Raw genomic sequence first — 16,348 nt, 5'->3', positions numbered from 1 at the left:
CGGACACGAAGAGGAGCCCGAGATGCAGTTTCACAGTGAGGTCGCACCGCGGACTTGCGTCGATATCCACACCTTGGAGGCAGTTGCGCTGGCCGCTACCCGCAGCGCCGCGGTGGCCAGCTATGCCTGGGTGGGGCGATACGATCAAGAAGCCGCCGACGCGGCGGCCACCAAGGCGATGCGCGAGGCATTGGCCGAGGCGCCCGGTCGAGGAACAGTCGTCATCGGGGAGGGGGAAAAGGATGACGCCCCGATGCTGTTCAACGGTGAAATCGTGGGCAACGGGAACGGGCCGGACTTCGACATAGCCGTCGACCCCCTCGAGGGGACCTCGTTCTGCGCGAAGGATCTGCCCGGTGCCCTGGCCACGATCGCCTTCGGCGAGCCAGGAACCTTGTGGTCGCCTGGGCCCGGGTTCTACATGGACAAGATAGTGGTACCTCCGCAAGCCAGGGACGTCATCGACCTCGACGACCCTCCTGAGCGCACCTTGGTCAACGTCGCCAAGGCTCTCGGTAAGAAGGTCAGCGAGCTCCGCGTCGTCATCATGGACAAGCCGCGGCACAAGGAGCTGATCACACGCGTGCTGCAGGCTGGTGCGGCCGTGCAAACTCCGGCCGGAGGCGATGTCGGGGGGAGTCTCGCGGTGCTACTGCCGACACTCGACGTCGACCTGCTCCTCGGAGTCGGTGGCACGCCCGAAGGCGTGATGACCGCCGCGGCGGTCGGTGCGTTGGGCGGCGGCATGCTTGGGCGGCTGGCCCCGCAACGTGCCGCGGAGGCGGACGCCATCCGCGCGGCGGGCATGTCCCTCGGCCGCGTCTACAACTGTGCCGAGCTCGTCTCCGGCGATGCCTTCTTCGTTGCCACCGGCATCAGCGGCGGATCCCTTCTCGGACGTCCACGCGAGTGCGCAGGCATGACAACTGCCGAATCGCTGCTGATCTCCAGGGGCGAGATTCGGTACATAACACACACAACCTTCGGATAGCTTCCCGGACTTCGTTCTTCCGTGCGAGGACCGGTTCTCCACGGGACCCATCCCCGAGGGACATCAGCACTGATCACGATCAAGGAGATTCGGTGACGCTGTACCTGGACGACCTCCGCGTTCGCCGCCTCGGTGAGTGCCGTTACGATTCGCCGTTCTCCGAGATGCTCTCCACCAAGCAGACCTCCCCCCATTACGTTTCGGAAGGCGACCGTGTCCTGCTCGAGGACACCGTTTCCATGCTTGCCGAGCACGACCTTCCGCCCGGTCGGGTGCCGAGCTTCGAAGCCGCAGGGCCCCGCAGGAAGATCTATTTCGACCCCGATCGCGTCACCGCCGGCATCGTCACCTGCGGGGGGTTGTGCCCTGGCCTCAATAACGTCATTCGCGGTCTCGTCCAAGAACTCACCGTGCATTACCGGGTGAAGCGGATTCTGGGGTTCCGGAATGGTCTCAAGGGACTGACCGCCGAACACCGTAATGACACCGTCGAACTGACGTTTGATCGTGTTCGCGATATCCACAACGTCGGCGGCACCATCTTGGGCAGCTCGCGCGGCGGCCAGGACGCCGACGAAATGGTCGACAGCCTCGTTATGCGCGGTGTCGACATCATGTTCGTCATCGGTGGCGACGGGGGAATGCGCGCCGCTACCTTCCTCAGCGACGCTATCAAGGCGCGCGGGCTCGACATCGCGGTCGTCGGGGTGCCGAAGACGATCGACAACGACCTGCCGTTCACCGATCAGTCGTTCGGGTTTCAAAGCGCGTTCGCGCGGGCCACCGATTTCATCTCCTCGGTTTCCGTTGAGGCCGCGGCCAGCCCGAACGGCGTCGGGATCGTGAAGTTGATGGGTCGGCACTCCGGGTTCATAGCCAGCTATGCCGCGTTGGCGGCCAATGGCGCCGACATCGTGCTGGTCCCGGAGATTCCGTTCGCCCTGGGGGGACCGGACGGCCTGCTTGCGCACGTCGAGAAGCACGTGCGGGCCAAGGGCTTCGTGGTCATCGTCGTCGCAGAGGGCGCCGGTCAAGACCTCATCGAGAAGCACGGCCTGCCTCAACACAACGGTCGCGGTACCGACGCCTCGGGCAACGTCAAGCTCGGCAATATCGGGGAGTTTCTCAAGGAGGCCATCAACGCCCACCTGACCGCGGTCGGCCTTGCACCCACGATGCGCTACCTCGACCCGAGCTACGCGATCCGGAGCATCGCCGCCAACGCCTACGATGCCGTGTACTGCCTACGGCTAGCCCATGCCGCGGTGCACGCCGCCATGGCGGGTCGCACCGAAGTCGCCGTCGCACGCTGGCGGCGACGTTTCGTGCACGTCCCGTTGTCACTGATGACCAGCCGTCGCAACCAGGTTGACCCGGACGGCGACCTGTGGATGTCCGTACTCGAAACCACCTGCCAGCCGGCCCAGTTCGGTACCGCAGCGGGCCGTGAAGCTGTCCGGCCCGCTGCGTTCTCGGCCTGATTCGCCTGCCGAGACCAGGTTGCGCTTCGGGGTATCGGCCACGGCAGGTCAGTTGTCGAGGCAACGACCGGTGCTGCCGACTCGCCACGGGTGGTGACTCCGGCCGGCTCAACGCGGACGCGGGCGGCTCGTCGGATACCATCTGGTCGGCCTGCCGCGCCGCCGAACGACCGAGCTCCCTACCGCTGCTGGCGGGACCGAAGCCCCGTTTGATCGACGCGTCGACACCGGCCGGCGGCAGGCCCGCTACCACCTTCGACCGGGCCGGCCGGTGACGCGCATCTCTTCCGCGGCGTGCCGGTCGCTGGCACGGTGGTACCCGCGAGTAGCCATTCGCCGAGGAAGGACACCCGATGCCCCAGCCGACCGCGCAAAGTTCCGTGGAGATCGCCGCGCCACCTGAGCTGGTTTACCGCCTGGTGTCCGATGTGCCTGGCCAGGGCCGCTGGGCCGCCGAGATCGACCGCTGTCGTTGGCTCGGCGGGGCCCCCGGACCGGCCGTGGGCGCGAAGTTCCGCGGCGTCAACCAGCACCGTTCGCGGCGCTGGGCCACCACCTGCGTCGTGACGGAGGCCGAGCCCGGCAGGCGATTCGCCTTCCGCGTTCAGATCATGGGCATGCCATCGGCACTGTGGCGATACGAGATCGAGCCGACCGGCTCCGGCTGCCGTGTCACAGAGAGTACCCGGAGGCTGACACCGCGGATCCTCGTGCTCGCGGTCAACAGCCTCCTGCTCGGCATCCGCGACCGCGACGCGCACAACCAGCGCAACATCGAGGCCACGCTCGCCGCGCTCAAGGAGTACGCCGAGCAGGAGGCGCGGGACACCACGGCGCGCTGACGCTCGACAGCGCCAGAGCGCGGAGTCGGAGGCGGTCGACCACGACGCGCGTGCACAGCCGAGAACCGGGAGAGGGGATTTCCGGACCGAGGCCGTTCGCGTTCCCGACGATTCGGCCGACCGGGCCGGCAACTCCTGCGTGGAGCGACACCGCATGACACGACGGTTACTCACCGTGTGCACGACCTCAAACGGATCAGCTTTGTGGAGTCAGGCCGCTCGGCCACCGGGGTGAATCGCCCACCGGTTATGCCGTGAGCCGGGAAAGGGCTTTCGGTACGGCGACCTCCTCCTTAGACTCCCCGCGACCGCGGAACCCAGCCGTTCGGAGGTCGCCATGCCCGCAGGTCAGCAGCCTTCGCCACCGTCGCGACCACTTCGCGAGCCGATCAGAAAGCCGTGGATATGGGCCGGGCTGATCGTGATTTTGCTGCTGGGCATCCCTTGGTATCTGCCTGCGGGCGTGATCGAGCCCGTGGTGCTCGGGCTGCCGCTGTGGACGATCGTCGCGATCGGCTCGTCGATACTGCTGTGCGGCTACCTGACCTGGGTGATCTCCGCCCACTGGAACATGGTCGAGGACGAGGAGGAGGCGGCGGCCGCCGACACGGGTCCGGTCGACGAGGAACGGGGGCACTGAGCCGTGGACGGACTGGCCTTCGGCGGCGCGGCGGGCATCACCGTGCTGCTCGGTTACGCCGTGATCATGCTGGGCATCGGGTTCGTTGTGGGCCGCAAGCGGCCCGGCACCCAGGAGAGCATGAAGAGCTATTACCTCGCCGGGGGCAACCTCGGCATGCTGGTGCTGTTCTTCACCCTGTATGCCACGCAGTACAGCGGCAACACGGTGGTCGGCTACGCGCCGCAGGCCTACCGCGAGGGCTTCGTGTGGTGGCAGTCGGTCACGTTCTTCACGGCCATCATCGCCGGGTACATGCTCTTCGCGCCCCGGCTGTACGTGCTGGCGAAGAAGCACTCCTTCATCACGCCGACCGACTGGGTCCGGTTCCGCTTCCGGTCGACACCGGTCACGTTGATGGCCACGTTTCTCATGCTGTGGGCGTTGGCGAACTACGTGCTGGAACAGCTCATCGCCATGGGCCACGCGATCGCGGGACTGACCGGCGACACGGTGCCGTACCAGCTCGGCGTGGCGGTGTTCGTCGTCGTCATGCTCGCCTACTCCTGGCTGGGCGGCATGCGCGCGGTGGCGCTGACCGACGTGATGCAGGGCATCGCACTGCTGATCGGCATCCTTGTGCTGCTCGTGGGCGCGCTCTACCTCGCTGGCGGCTCGGTGGGCGACCTGACCCGGTACCTCGCGGAGAACGAGCCCGACGCCATCGCCGTTCCACCGCTGGAAACGTCGGTGAACTGGTTCTCGATGATCCTGCTCGTTGGCATCGGCATCGCCCTGTACCCGCACGCCATCCAGCGGATCTACTCGGCGCGCAGCGAACGCACGCTCAAACGCTCGCTCAAGCGAATGGTGTGGATGCCGTTCATCACCGCCGGTGTCGTGTTCTGCATCGGCATGCTGGGCATCCGGCTCTTCCCGAATCTGTCCGAAGCGGACTCCGAGCGGCTCGTCGGCATGATCGCCAACGAGGTCGGCTCGCTGAACATCGTGTTCTACGTGGCCATGATCCTGCTTTTCGGCGGGGTCGTCGCCGCGATCGTGTCCACGGCGGACTCCGCGTTGCTCAGCTTTTCCTCGATCATCTCGCGCGATCTCTACGGCCGGTACCTGCGGCCGAGGGCGAGCGAACAGCGCCAGGTCGCCGTCGGCAAGGTCGCTGGCGTGGTCGCGGTTGCCGGCCTGCTGCTGCTGGCGTGGAACCCGCCCGCCACGCTGGTGGAGGTGTTCGTGCTGAAGATGGAACTGCTCATCCAGCTGGCACCTGTCTTCGTGCTCGGCATGTACTGGCGGCGCATGGCGGCCGGGCCCGCCTTCTGGGGCATGCTGGCGGGCGCCGCACTGGCGGGCGGCATGACGGTACTCGGCGAGGAGTCGGTGTTCGGCGTGCACGGCGGCATCGTCGGGCTCGTACTGAACCTCGCGATCTGCGTCGTCGGCTCGCTGCTCGTGCCGCCACGGCCGGAGCGCTCCGGCGAGGAGCCCTCCGAGACCACGACGGCAACGACGCGGCCTCCGCTCGACGCGGCCGGAGCGGACTAGGACCGGGCCCTGATCGACATCGATCCAGTGCCGAGACACCAGGCGGTTGCGGCTGTTGCTGGGCGGAATCGGTGGAGTCAGCGCCCGGTCGCGCCGTCGATGAGCTCGCGCAGGATGTCGGCGTGTCCCGCGTGCCTGCCGGTCTCCTCGATCATGTGGGTGAGTGCCCAGCGGACGCTCGGAGCGCGACGCGGTGGCCGAGTGACCGGTGCGGCGAGGTCGGTGCGGCCGTCGAGTACCTCGTTGGCGCGCTGGACGGCCTCCCGGTAGCGAGAGAGGACGTCGGCGACGCTGTCCGTTGGTGCGACATGGAAGGTCGCCTGCCAGTCGATGACGTCCTCGCCGAGGAAGATCGAGCGCTCGACGAAGGTCAGATGGTTGAGCAGGCCGAGTAGGTTCGTGCCGGACGGCACCGCGGCCGTGCGGACCCGCGGTTCGGGTGCGCCGTGGACCTTCGCGGCGATCGAGGCCCGAAGGTAGTCCAGGAATCCGCGTAGGACCTCGGTTTCGCTGCTGCGGGTGCTGGGCGGTGGGGTGTCACGGCGGCGATCGCGGTGTGTTGTGGTGGGCACGGTGGCTCCTTCCTACGGCTGTGGCGGGCATGCCCGCTGGTTCAGGCGGTGCGGCGGATGAGCAGGACGTGGTCGGTGACCTCGGCGGTTCGCCCGCCTGGTCCGGTCGCGATCCTGCGGGGCGTGTCGGCCCGCTCGATCTCCCATGCCGCCGCGTCCAGGCCGATGTCCTCGGCGACTTCCCTCGGGCTCGGGTACCGGACAGCTGGGTCCTGGTTCCACGACCACGGCGCTGTCGAGCCGTGGTCGACGACCAGCAGCCGCCCGCCCGGGCGCAACGCGTGCGCGGCCGAGCGCAGCACGGCCGCCCGGTTCAGGTCGAAGGGGGTGTGCAGGTAGTGGGCGCAGATCAGGTCGAACCCGCCGCGCGGCAAGGCATCGGTCAGATCGTGCCGCACGGCGGCGATCCGGTCGGCGAACCCGTGTGTGTCCGCGAGGCCGGCGAGCCGCTCGACCGCCACGGCCGAGATGTCGATTGCGGTGACGTGCCACCCCTGGTGGGCTAGCCACAGGGCGTCGCCGCCGTCGCCGCAGCCGAGGTCCAAGGCGTCGCCAGGCGACATCCCGGTGACGATCTCGGTGAGTCGGACGTTCGGCCGAGGACCGGTGGTCGCTGGTCGGGACGCGTAAACGCCGTCCCAGAACATGACCGCGTCGGAGGAGTTCGGTTGTGCTCTCATGGGATCAGCTTCTCCGGCGCACACCAATCTGGCACGCAATCTTGCGGTTCTGGCAAGGTGTCTGCATGGACCGCGACACGGACGAGGTGCTCGACGGAGTGGGGCCGCGACTGCGCGCGCTTCGTCGTCACCGCGGTATCACCCTCGCCGACCTCGCGACGAGAACCGGCGTGTCGGAAAGCACCCTGTCCCGGCTGGAGAGCGGGCAGCGCCGCGCGACCCTGGAACTTCTGCTGCCGCTGGCTCGCACCTACGACGTTCCACTGGACGACCTCGTGGGTGCCCCGCGCACCGGCGACCCCCGTATCCACCTCACACCGATCCGCAGGTTCGGGATGACGTTCGTGCCGCTGTCCCGGCGGCCCGGCGGGGTGCAGGCGTTCAAAATGATCATTCCCGCTCGAACCGGACCGCTCGAACCGACCCGGCAGACCCACGACGGCTTCGAATGGCTGTACGTGCTCAACGGAAACCTGCGGCTGGTCCTCGGCGAGCGCGACCTGATATTGCCACCGGGTGAGGCGGCCGAATTCGACACGTCCTCCCCGCACTGGTTGGGCAGCGCGGACGGTGGCGTGGTCGAGCTACTCATCCTGTTCGACCCGCAGGGAGTCCGCACACACATCCACGCCGACCGGCGGTGAGCTCGGCGGGCGTGCGTCGCGACCAGCGGTGAGCGCTTCACCGGACCGCTGCCGGAGCAGCTTGACCGAGTGCTCGCGGACTTCCAGAAGCTCCTGCCCACCATCCGGCCCGAGGGGGCGCCTGATGAGGGAGTGAGCGGCACAGTCGTTGCGCCGTATCGAGGTCATCGACAACGCGGCGGCGGAAAATCGCAGCCAGGCAGAGGTCTACCAGCGGCTGTTCGGGGACCAGTCACCCGCCGACGCTCCGGCGGCGGTGCCCGTGACAGGCAGCCGCCGCGCTGCGGAGCAGGACGAGTCCTTCGAGGACATCGACTTCCTTCGGGGCAGCGGCCGCTCGTGATCATCGCGCAGGATGAGTGCTCCAGTCCGGAGTTCGTGATCGGGGTGCTCGTGCGCCACTGACAAGGTCAAGCCCATCAAGGACGACGGTGTCTGGCCGGACCTGCGCGAGATCACATTGTGGTAACGGAGCGCCCGCCGTTCCCGCAGCCGCGACAAAGCTGCTTGACCACGAGATGAGAGCTGGGTAACACTCAGCGTCCACTGGCTGAGCCACTATGCCACTCACGGGACGGGGAGCCGGTCCGTCTCGGCAAAGGAGATGAAGCATGAAGAAGCTGCGAAGCCGCCCCGCCGGTGTCGTCGCCATGGCACTCGTGCCTGTCCTGGTGCTCGCTGGCTGCGGCGGCGGAGACGGCGGTGGTGACGCCGCCGCCTCCGGCGACTGCGAAAGCACCACGCTTCGCCTGTCACACCAGTGGCCCGCCGCGACCGGCGAGGAAGGCAGTGACTTCCGTGCCGAGCTCGCTCAGCGGTTCGCCGACAAGGTGGCCGAGCAGACCGACGACCAGGTCGAAGTCAAGATCTTCCCCAACAGCTCCCTGGTGAAGTCGACCGAGCAGTACGACGCCATGCAGCAGGGTTCCGTCGACCTGTCGGTGTTTCCGTTGGACTACGCCTCGGGTCGCCACCCCGACTTCAGCATCACGCTCATGCCGGCGATGGTCCGTAACCACGAAGAGGCACAGGCCTGGCAGGACGCCGAGATCGGCAAGCGTCTCGAGAAGGTGATGGAGGAGAACGGCTCGAAGGTGCTCACCTGGGTGTGGAACGCGGGGGCGGTCGGTACCAAGGGGCAACCTGTCGTCTCGCCGGGCGACGTCAAGCCAGGCATGACCATGCGTGCCGCGGGCAGCTACGTGGAACGGATGCTCGAGGACGCGGGTGCGGGCATCTCGAGCCTTCCGTCGAACGAGATCTACACCGCGATGCAGACGGGGGTGCTGGACGCCGCGGTCACCTCGACCGGCTCATTCGCCTCCTACAACCTGCAGGAGCAGGTCAAGTCGTTCACCTCGCCGACGGAGAACACCTTCTGGTTCATGTTCGAGCCGCTCATCATCAGCACCGAGGCTTTCGACGGGCTGTGCAAGCAGCAGCAGGACACGCTGACATCGGTCGGCCAGGAGTTGCAGGACTTCGCCTACTCCGCATCGGAGGAAGATGACCAACGGGTCGCGAAGGTGTTCTCCGATGCCGGCGTCGAGGTCGTGACCATGGATGACGCCGCGTTCGACGAGTGGCGCCAGCTGGCGCGCAAGCAGTGGAACGCCTTCGCGAGTTCCGCGCCGAACGGTAAGGAACTCCTGGATCTCGCGAAGCAGGCATCCGGGAAGTGATTTCCCCGGTGGGCCCTCCCCGCGCGGGAGGGCCCACCGTGCTGTCGCGGTAACGACATCGAATTCGGAGAGCGTCATGCGCCTGCTCAAATATCTGCTGAGCTTCCGGTGGGCCAACGCGTTGTCGGAGGTCGCGGGCTACCTGAGCGGCCTGGCACTGGTCATGGCGACGGTCGCCATGGTGCACGGAGTGCTGTCGCGCTACCTGTTCGGGCAGCCGACGGTGTGGCAGACCGAAGTCAGCATCTACCTGCTCATCTTCGTGACTTTCGTCGGCGCGGCGTACGGACTCAAGCACCACGCTCACGTGGGAGTGGACCTGCTCGTCGGGCGACTGCGGGTCCGTAACCGGCTCGTCGTGCGCATCGTGACGTCGCTGCTCGTGCTCCTGGTCGTCGTGGCGGTGATCTGGACTTCGTTCGACACGTGGTGGGAGGCGGTGGAGGGCGACTACCGGTCACCGACGGCCCTGCGCGCTCCGCTCTCGGTTGTCTATGCGATCTTGCCGCTCGGCATGCTGCTTGTCGCCTTCCAGCTCATGGCGTTCATCGTCGACGGACTGCGAACCCTGCTCTCCAGCCGGTCCGAAACCGAACACGCCGCCCTCCTCGGACAGGGAAACGCCGAACTGGCATCGGCGATCGAGGTCGCATCCTCCGATATGGACACTGCTGTGGACGCGGCAGGAACCGCCGCCACCCCACCTGCCGAACCACTTCCCGCGGACGAAAGGCACGGCCGCTCGTGAACTCATTGACGACCGGTGCGATCATCGGCGCGATCGGTCTCGTTCTCTTCCTGACGGGTATGCCGATCGCCTTCGCCCTTGGGCTTACGGCCATCATCTCCATCCTGCTCTTCCTGGACCCGGACGAGTTCGAGTTGTTCGGGAAGCTGCTCTTCGATTCCACGAACGACTTCGGGCTGCTGGCGATCCCGCTCTTCGTGCTCATGGGCAACCTCTTCGGCGGGTCGGCGGCCAGTAGGCAACTGTTCGCGGCGGGGGAGGCGTGGCTGAACCGGATCAGGGGGGGCCTCGGCATGAGCAGCGTGCTGGCTTGCGCCGTGTTCGCCGCGCTCACCGGGTCGAGCCCCGCGACGGCGGCGGCGATCGGCCGCGTCGCGGTTCCGGAGATGCAGGCTCGCGGATACTCGGCACGGGTGGCGGCGGGCGCCATCGCGGCCGGAGGAACCCTCGGGATTCTGATCCCCCCGAGCGTGACGCTGATCCTCTACGGCATCGCGGCCGAGGTCTCCATCGGCCAGTTGTTCGCGGCCGGGATCGTCCCCGGCATTCTGGTGACGATCCTCTTCGTCGTCTGGATCTTCATCGCGGTCAGTGCCGAGGCGCGTTCCTCGCAGCGGGAAGCGAGAGCACCGGTCGCGGCAGGGCAGGCGTCGGCCGGTCCCTCGGACACCGGCGTCCAGGGCGGTTACGTGACGCCCGAGTACACCTGGGGTGAGCGGTTCCGCGCGTTGCTGCGCACCTTCCCGTTCCTCGCGCTCATCGTCGCGATCCTCGGCGTGCTGTACGCGGGAATCGCGACGCCGAGCGAGGCAGCGGCGGTAGGCGTCGTCCTCGTCTTCGTCCTCATCGCGTTGGTGTACCGGCAACTGAAAGGTCGGCAGTTCCTGCGGGTGCTGCTCGAGACGACCAATCAGAGCACGATGATCCTGCTCATCACGGCCTTCTCCGCGGTGATCGCCACCGTCCTGAGCTTCCTGAGTGTGCCTCAGGAGCTGGCGATGCTGGTCACCGAGCTGGAGGTCAATCGGTGGTTGGTCATGCTGGTGATCAACATCCTGCTCCTGGTCATGGGCCTGTTCCTGCCACCGGTGTCGATCATCGTGATGGTGACGCCAGTGCTGTTGCCGCTGATCGTCGGTCTCGGGTTCGACCCGATCTGGTTCGGCATCATCATGACGCTGAACATGGAGATGGGTCTCATCACGCCTCCGGTGGGGTTGAACCTCTATGTCTTGAAGGGGATCGCTCCCGATGTGCCGATCAAGGAGATCCTGGTCGGCGCCCTGCCCTACGTCGTGGTGCTCGCGGTGGGCATCGTGTTGCTTTCGGTCTTCCCGAGCCTCGTGACGTGGCTACCGGGACTGCTGTTCTGATTCGCCGCGACCAAAGGATGCGGGTGCAGGGCCAACTGCCGGTCGTGACCTTCGACCTGTTCAGTGCGCTGATCGACGCCAGGTCAGGGGGAGCCACGGCGCTCGGCGGCATCGGTGCGGCCCGCGGCTGGCCGAGAACCGGGCATGAGGTGTACGACGAGTGGGACCGGCGCAACAAGGCCGCACAGCGGGCCTGCACCCGGTGGGTCCCCTACGCCACCCTTGCCAGGGAGGCGCTCGCCCGCACCTACGCGGCGCTGGGGCTGGAGGGTGATGCCCGCGATGACCTGGAGCGGGTGCTCACCTCACTACCCGAGTGGCCGCTGTGGGAGGACGTGGCCGAGACGATGCCGGTGCTGGGTGAGCGGCACCGAATCGGTCTGCTGTCCAACGTAGACGACCACCTGTTCCGCCGAACCGTGGCAGCCCGGTACATCGAGCCAGGCCTGGTGCTGACCTCGGAGAGACTCCGTGCCTACAAACCCGATCCGCGGATCTACCTGCGAGCACGAGCTGCCCTTGGGCCGATGGTCCACGTGGCGACCTCGGCACGAGACGTCCGCGGCGCTCTCGAAGCGGGAGTCCCGGTGGTGCGGCTGCGCCGACCGGGCCATCACCTGGATCCCGGGGGACCGACGCCCCGCCTTGTGGCGGACGGGCTGGCGGATGTCCCCGCGCTCGTCGAGCGTTCGCGGTGCGGTGGGTGAGCCGGGCAGAGGTGCCGTGGGTCGCGGCCCGGTTGCCTGGCGATGTCCTTCACCGACCGAGCCCGCGGTAGCGCAGCAGCCTGCTACGCAGCCGCGAGGCGGGGTCCTCGTGCGCGAGTGCGCCGAGTTCTTCGCGGAGTACGCGGCCAACCCGCAGGCAGAACTCCTCGGGCTCGTCGGCCGCGTCGGGATATTCGGGTACGACACGGTCCACGATCCCGGCCGCGAGCAGGTCCACCGATCGCACGCCCTGCGCCCGCGCCAGCTGTGGCGCGTGATCGGTGTCGCGGTGAACGATCGCGCTGGCACCTTCCGGTGGCAGTGGTGCCAACCAGCTGTGCTGTGCCGCGATCACGCGGTCGCCGGGTAGTAGCGCGAGGGCCCCGCCTCCGGTGCCCTGGCCGAGTAGGAGAGTCACCGTCGGCGCTTCGAGCATCGTCAGGTCAGCGAGTGAACGAGCTATCTCCCCTGCGATACCGCCCTGCTCGGCGTCGACGGATAGCGCGGCACCCGCTGTGTCGATGACCGTGACCAGAGGCAGGTCGAGTTCGGCGGCCAGCCGCATCCCGCGCCGCGCTTCGCGGAGGGCACCGGGGCCCAGGGGTGTGTCCTCGGTCTGGCCGCGCCGGTCCTGTCCAAGGAAGACGCAGCGAGCCTCGCCGAATCGCGCGAACGCCAGCAACAGCCCAGGATCGCGCTCACCCTCACCTGTCCCGTTGAGCGGCAAGACGTCGTCCGCCGCGTAGTGCAGGAGGCGCCGCACGCCAGGGCGGTCCGGCCGCCGCGACCGCGTGATGGACTCCCAGGCGTCCACATCCGGCAGCGGCAGCCGCTCTGGCGCGGCGGGCTCTGCCTCGAAGCGACGATCCGCGCACAGCACGTCGAGGGCTCGTCCCAGCAGCTCGGCGATCCGTTCCGGCTCGACGATCCCGTCCACGAGGCCGTGCGCGTAGAGGTTCTCCGCGGTCTGCACGCCCTCGGGGAACTCCCGGCCGTAGAGGCTCTCGTACACCCGCGGTCCGAGGAAACCCACGAGCGCGCCCGGCTGCGCGACGGTGACGTGACCGAGCGACCCCCAGGACGCGAAGACGCCACCCGTCGTAGGGTGCCGCAGGTACACGAGGTAAGGATGACCTGCCGCCTTGTGGGCGGCGACCGCGGCCGTGATCCGCGCCATCTGCACGAAGGCGGCCGTTCCCTCCTGCATCCGTGTCCCGCCGGACACCGGGGCGGCCAACAGGGGCAGACCCTCCGCTGTCGCGCGTTCGGTGGCTCGAACCAGCCGGTCAGCGGCCGCTACGCCGATGGAACCGGCCAGAAAGGAGAACTCACTCACCATCACCGCCACGCGACGTCCGCCGATCTCGCCCTCGCCGGTAAGCACCGCCTCGTCGAGGCCTGTCCGATGCCGGGCCGCCGCGAGTTCCTCCGCATAGGAGGCCGCCATGGGCGGGTCCACCGGCGGCTCGTCCCAGGAGAAGAAGGTTCCCGCGTCGAGCACGAGATCGAGCAACTCCCGCGCGCCTGGCCCCCTACTCACGATCGCTCCCCGGCTTCGAGTTCGTCCAGCCACTGCCTGACGCTGCGGTCATGCTCGCCGAGCAGCGGTGGCGGCAGGTGTTTCTCGCGGTCACCGGCATGCGTGTTGTCGTCGAAGCGCAACGGCGGGCCGGGAAGCCGGATCGGCCCCGCGGTGGGGTGTTCCACGTCGATCAGCAGTCCTTGGGAGAGGGTCTGTTCCCAGCTGAACACTTCGTCGAGCGTGCGGACCTTGCCGGCGGGAACCCCAGCTTCGGCGAGCCGGGCTAGCCAGAACTCGGCACCGTGCGCGGCGAAGACGCGTTCGATCTCGACGGTCAACTCGGCCCGGTTGGCCACTCGCTGCTCGTTGGCCGCGAACCGCTCGTCGTCGACGTCCAGGCCCACCAGCGGTGCGAAGGCGTGCCACAACGCCTCGCTGCCCACCGCCACCTGCACCGGGGCGTCGGCGGTGCGGAACAGGCCGTAGGGCGCGATCGAGGTGTGGTGGTTGCCCATACCTCGAGCAACCTCACCAGCCACCGTGTAGCGGGTTCCCTGGAACGCGTGCACGCCCACGAGGGCGGCGAGCAGGCTGGTGCGGACGACCCGCCCTCGGCCGGTTCGACGACGTTCGTGCAACGCCGCGAGAACGCCGAACGCGCCGTACATCCCCGCCAGCACGTCACCGATGGGAGCGCCGACCTTGGTCGGCACCGACGGGTCCGGTCCCGTCATACTCATCAGCCCGGCCTCGCCCTGGGCGATCTGGTCGTACCCCGCCCGGCCTCCTTCGGGTCCGTCATGGCCGAAACCGGTGATCGACATGATGACGAGACCGGGATTGAGCTCATGCAGCTTCTCGACCGGGAAGCCAAGCCGGTCGAGGACCCCCGGACGGAAGTTCTCCATCAGGACGTCGGAGCGGGCCACGAGACGTCGCAAGAAGTCCTTGCCTTCCTTGCTCTTGAGCTCGGCGGTCACCGACTCTTTGTTCCGGTTGCAGGACAGGAAGTACGTCGATTCGCGCCTCGATCCCTCGCCGACGAACGGCGGCCCCCACCACCTCGTGTCGTCCCCGGTCACCGGCGTCTCCACCTTGATTACCCGTGCACCGAGGTCTCCGAACATCATCGCGGCATGGGGGCCCGCGAGGGCGCGGGTGAGGTCGAGAACGGTGACATCCGACAGCATCATGATGCCCGCCTTTGGTCTAGTGGCTTAGCCACTTGCACAATGAGCCTCCTATAGGATGGCTGTCAAGAACGTGGTGAGCGCCCTCTCGCGGGCCGCCTGTCCGAAGGGAGCCCGGTGGTAAAGGAGGACAGGGACGAAGCAGCGCCGGAGCCGAGAGCGCGAGCACTGCGTCCCGTGCAGCGGTCCCGGTTGTACGAGCAGCTCGTGGAGCGCCTGCTCGCGCTCGTGGACGAGCTCGACCTTCAGCCAGGACAGCGGCTGCCGCCGGAGCGGGAACTCGCCTCCAGCCTCGGCGTCAGCCGAGCGTCGGTTCGGCAGGCGCTGGTCGTGCTCGAGGTACAGGGCCTGGTCGAGGTTCGGCAGGGCGAGGGTGCCGTGCTGCTGGAGAACCGTTCCACCTCGACGGTGCTGTCCGCGGCCAAGGCCCACACCCGTCGCCTGCAAGAGGTGATCGAGGCTCGCGAGGCGCTCGAGGTCAAACTGGCCGCGCTGGCCGCGCAGCGTCGCACCGAGGACGATCTGGTCGCCATCGACAAAGCCCTGGAGCGGATGGAGGCCGATGTGGAGCGCGGGGACCGTGGCTTGGAGGGTGACGAGCGGTTCCACAGGGCGGTGACAGCGGCGGCCAGGTCGGCTCTGCTGGCCGACCTGATGACGGAGATCTCTTCGGCCATCAAGGAGAGCCGGATCGAGTCGTTGTCGCAGCCGGACCGGCCGCGGCAGTCGCTGGCCAGCCACCGCAGGATCGCCGAGGCGATCCGTGCCGGCGACGCCGCCGGTGCCGCCGAGGCGATGGGTGAGCACATCCGCCTGGTAAGCGACGTCGCGATCCTGCGAGACGGGGACTGATCGACCCTGCCGGTTGGTGCGGGATCCGCAGGCAGCATGCCCTTTCCCGCGATCACGGGCGGCCGTCCACTGTGTGAGTGGCGCGATTCGATCGGCCTTCTTGACCGCCATTCGCGGTGGTCACCGGACTGATATGGGGCGTCGTCGATTCCCAACCGGGTGCGCCCGAAACCAGGCAGCACCGTAAGGAATCGCGCGCTCGGGCGGGGGCGAAGCGGGAGACTCGCCCCCGCCCGAGGACCGGTCACTACGGTAGGAGGCCCGTCATCTCGCGGATCTCCGCCTCCTGAGCGTCGACGATGCGCCGGGCGAGCGCCTTGGCCTCGGCGTCACTGCCCTCGCGCAGCTCCGTCTTGGCCATCTCGACCGCGCCCTGGTGATGCCGAATCATCATCCGCGTCCACATGACGTCGAACTCGGAGCCGCTGGCCTGCTCCAGCTGCTCCATTTCCTGGTCGGACATCGTCCCGGGCTCGGACATCGAGCCGTGGTCCATCCCCGGCATGTCGGACTCCCCTGGAGCGCCCCACTTCCGCAGCATGCCCGCCAGCTGTTGAATCTCGGGATCCTGGGCGCCCTTGATCCGCTTGGCGAGGTCCTTCACCACCGGGTCGGTGGCGTGGCGAAGGGCCAGTTCGGCCATGTCCACCGCTTGCTCGTGGTGCGGGATCATCTGCTGGGCGAACATGATGTCGCTGTCGTTGTGACTACTTTGCTCGGTTGCGGCGGACGTGGTGGCCGGGTTCGTGTCGGCGGAGGGCGTGTCACCGTTGCCGCCGCAGGCTGTGGTGAGGGCGAGAACGGCAGCCGTGCCCGCCCCGATGAGGATCTTCTTCATCGGTGTGTGTCTTTCTGCTCTGCGTCTGACGAATGAATCTGGGGAAC

17 protein-coding genes are annotated in these 16,348 nt (G+C 67.7%); 12 read left to right on the top strand and 5 right to left on the bottom strand.

Annotated elements, in window-relative coordinates:
• The first annotated feature begins 22 nt into the window (after nucleotides 1-22).
• The 5 genes from glpX to FHU38_RS14680 all read left to right on the top strand — a co-directional run bounded on the left by glpX (nucleotide 23) and on the right by FHU38_RS14680 (nucleotide 5,493).
• Nucleotides 23-991, top strand: coding sequence for a class II fructose-bisphosphatase (glpX, locus tag FHU38_RS14700; protein WP_167171632.1), 969 nt, complete (start codon nucleotides 23-25; stop codon nucleotides 989-991).
• A gap of 92 nt (nucleotides 992-1,083) precedes the next feature.
• Nucleotides 1,084-2,472: an ATP-dependent 6-phosphofructokinase gene (locus FHU38_RS14695; RefSeq protein ID WP_167171629.1), complete on the top strand. Its 1,389-nt coding sequence runs from the start codon at nucleotides 1,084-1,086 to the stop codon at nucleotides 2,470-2,472.
• A gap of 353 nt (nucleotides 2,473-2,825) precedes the next feature.
• Nucleotides 2,826-3,314 carry an SRPBCC family protein gene (locus FHU38_RS14690; protein WP_167171626.1) on the top strand — a complete coding sequence of 163 codons (489 nt, stop codon included), beginning with the start codon at nucleotides 2,826-2,828 and terminating at the stop codon, nucleotides 3,312-3,314.
• A 337-nt stretch (nucleotides 3,315-3,651) separates the two neighbouring features.
• Nucleotides 3,652-3,954, top strand: coding sequence for a hypothetical protein (locus FHU38_RS14685; protein ID WP_167171623.1), 303 nt, complete (start codon nucleotides 3,652-3,654; stop codon nucleotides 3,952-3,954).
• A gap of 3 nt (nucleotides 3,955-3,957) precedes the next feature.
• On the top strand, nucleotides 3,958-5,493 hold the full coding sequence (locus FHU38_RS14680) for a sodium:solute symporter family protein (RefSeq protein ID WP_167171619.1): 1,536 nt from the start codon (nucleotides 3,958-3,960) through the stop codon (nucleotides 5,491-5,493).
• Nucleotides 5,494-5,570: 77 nt separating this feature from the next.
• Here FHU38_RS14680 and FHU38_RS14675 read toward each other — a convergent pair whose 3' ends face one another.
• Nucleotides 5,571-6,065 (bottom strand): DinB family protein, encoded by a 495-nt coding sequence (locus FHU38_RS14675; protein ID WP_167171616.1) that lies wholly within the window; start codon nucleotides 6,063-6,065, stop codon nucleotides 5,571-5,573.
• Nucleotides 6,066-6,106: 41 nt separating this feature from the next.
• Nucleotides 6,107-6,745, bottom strand: coding sequence for an SAM-dependent methyltransferase (locus tag FHU38_RS14670; protein ID WP_167171613.1), 639 nt, complete (start codon nucleotides 6,743-6,745; stop codon nucleotides 6,107-6,109).
• Nucleotides 6,746-6,810: 65 nt separating this feature from the next.
• Here FHU38_RS14670 and FHU38_RS14665 point away from each other — a divergent pair, with 65 nt between their 5' ends.
• The 6 genes from FHU38_RS14665 (at nucleotide 6,811) to FHU38_RS14640 (ending at nucleotide 11,899) form a co-directional block, all read left to right on the top strand.
• Entirely contained in the window at nucleotides 6,811-7,389 is a 579-nt protein-coding gene (locus FHU38_RS14665; RefSeq protein WP_167171611.1) for a helix-turn-helix domain-containing protein, read from the top strand.
• Nucleotides 7,390-7,537: 148 nt separating this feature from the next.
• Nucleotides 7,538-7,732, top strand: coding sequence for a hypothetical protein (locus tag FHU38_RS14660; protein ID WP_167171608.1), 195 nt, complete (start codon nucleotides 7,538-7,540; stop codon nucleotides 7,730-7,732).
• Nucleotides 7,733-8,000: 268 nt separating this feature from the next.
• Nucleotides 8,001-9,071, top strand: a complete 1,071-nt coding sequence (dctP, locus tag FHU38_RS14655; protein WP_167171605.1) for a TRAP transporter substrate-binding protein DctP — start codon at nucleotides 8,001-8,003, stop codon at nucleotides 9,069-9,071.
• Nucleotides 9,072-9,147: 76 nt separating this feature from the next.
• Nucleotides 9,148-9,819, top strand: coding sequence for a TRAP transporter small permease (locus FHU38_RS14650; protein ID WP_167171602.1), 672 nt, complete (start codon nucleotides 9,148-9,150; stop codon nucleotides 9,817-9,819).
• Nucleotides 9,816-11,192 (top strand): TRAP transporter large permease, encoded by a 1,377-nt coding sequence (locus tag FHU38_RS14645; RefSeq protein WP_167171599.1) that lies wholly within the window; start codon nucleotides 9,816-9,818, stop codon nucleotides 11,190-11,192. The genes FHU38_RS14650 and FHU38_RS14645 overlap by 4 nt, the downstream gene beginning before the upstream one ends.
• 23 nt (nucleotides 11,193-11,215) lie before the next feature.
• Nucleotides 11,216-11,899, top strand: coding sequence for an HAD family hydrolase (locus tag FHU38_RS14640; RefSeq protein ID WP_313886783.1), 684 nt, complete (start codon nucleotides 11,216-11,218; stop codon nucleotides 11,897-11,899).
• A 49-nt stretch (nucleotides 11,900-11,948) separates the two neighbouring features.
• Here FHU38_RS14640 and FHU38_RS14635 read toward each other — a convergent pair whose 3' ends face one another.
• Together FHU38_RS14635 and FHU38_RS14630 are read right to left on the bottom strand one after the other, a co-directional pair.
• Entirely contained in the window at nucleotides 11,949-13,439 is a 1,491-nt protein-coding gene (locus FHU38_RS14635) for a carboxyl transferase domain-containing protein (RefSeq protein WP_167171594.1), read from the bottom strand.
• On the bottom strand, nucleotides 13,436-14,614 hold the full coding sequence (locus FHU38_RS14630; RefSeq protein ID WP_167171591.1) for a CaiB/BaiF CoA transferase family protein: 1,179 nt from the start codon (nucleotides 14,612-14,614) through the stop codon (nucleotides 13,436-13,438). The genes FHU38_RS14635 and FHU38_RS14630 overlap by 4 nt, the downstream gene beginning before the upstream one ends.
• 114 nt (nucleotides 14,615-14,728) lie before the next feature.
• On the opposite strand from FHU38_RS14630, the gene FHU38_RS14625 reads away from it, so the two are divergent.
• Nucleotides 14,729-15,463, top strand: coding sequence for a FadR/GntR family transcriptional regulator (locus FHU38_RS14625; protein ID WP_313886782.1), 735 nt, complete (start codon nucleotides 14,729-14,731; stop codon nucleotides 15,461-15,463).
• Nucleotides 15,464-15,710: 247 nt separating this feature from the next.
• Here the strand turns inward: FHU38_RS14625 and FHU38_RS14620 are convergent, their stop codons facing one another.
• The gene (locus tag FHU38_RS14620; RefSeq protein WP_167171589.1) at nucleotides 15,711-16,301 is read right to left on the bottom strand and encodes a DUF305 domain-containing protein; all 591 of its coding nucleotides are present in this window, start codon (nucleotides 16,299-16,301) and stop codon (nucleotides 15,711-15,713) included.
• Nucleotides 16,302-16,348 lie beyond the last annotated feature (47 nt).

It is taken from the genome of Saccharomonospora amisosensis, assembly GCF_011761185.1.
GTDB lineage: Bacteria > Actinomycetota > Actinomycetes > Mycobacteriales > Pseudonocardiaceae > Saccharomonospora_A > Saccharomonospora_A amisosensis.
This window is presented reverse-complemented; position numbering and strand designations above follow the sequence as displayed.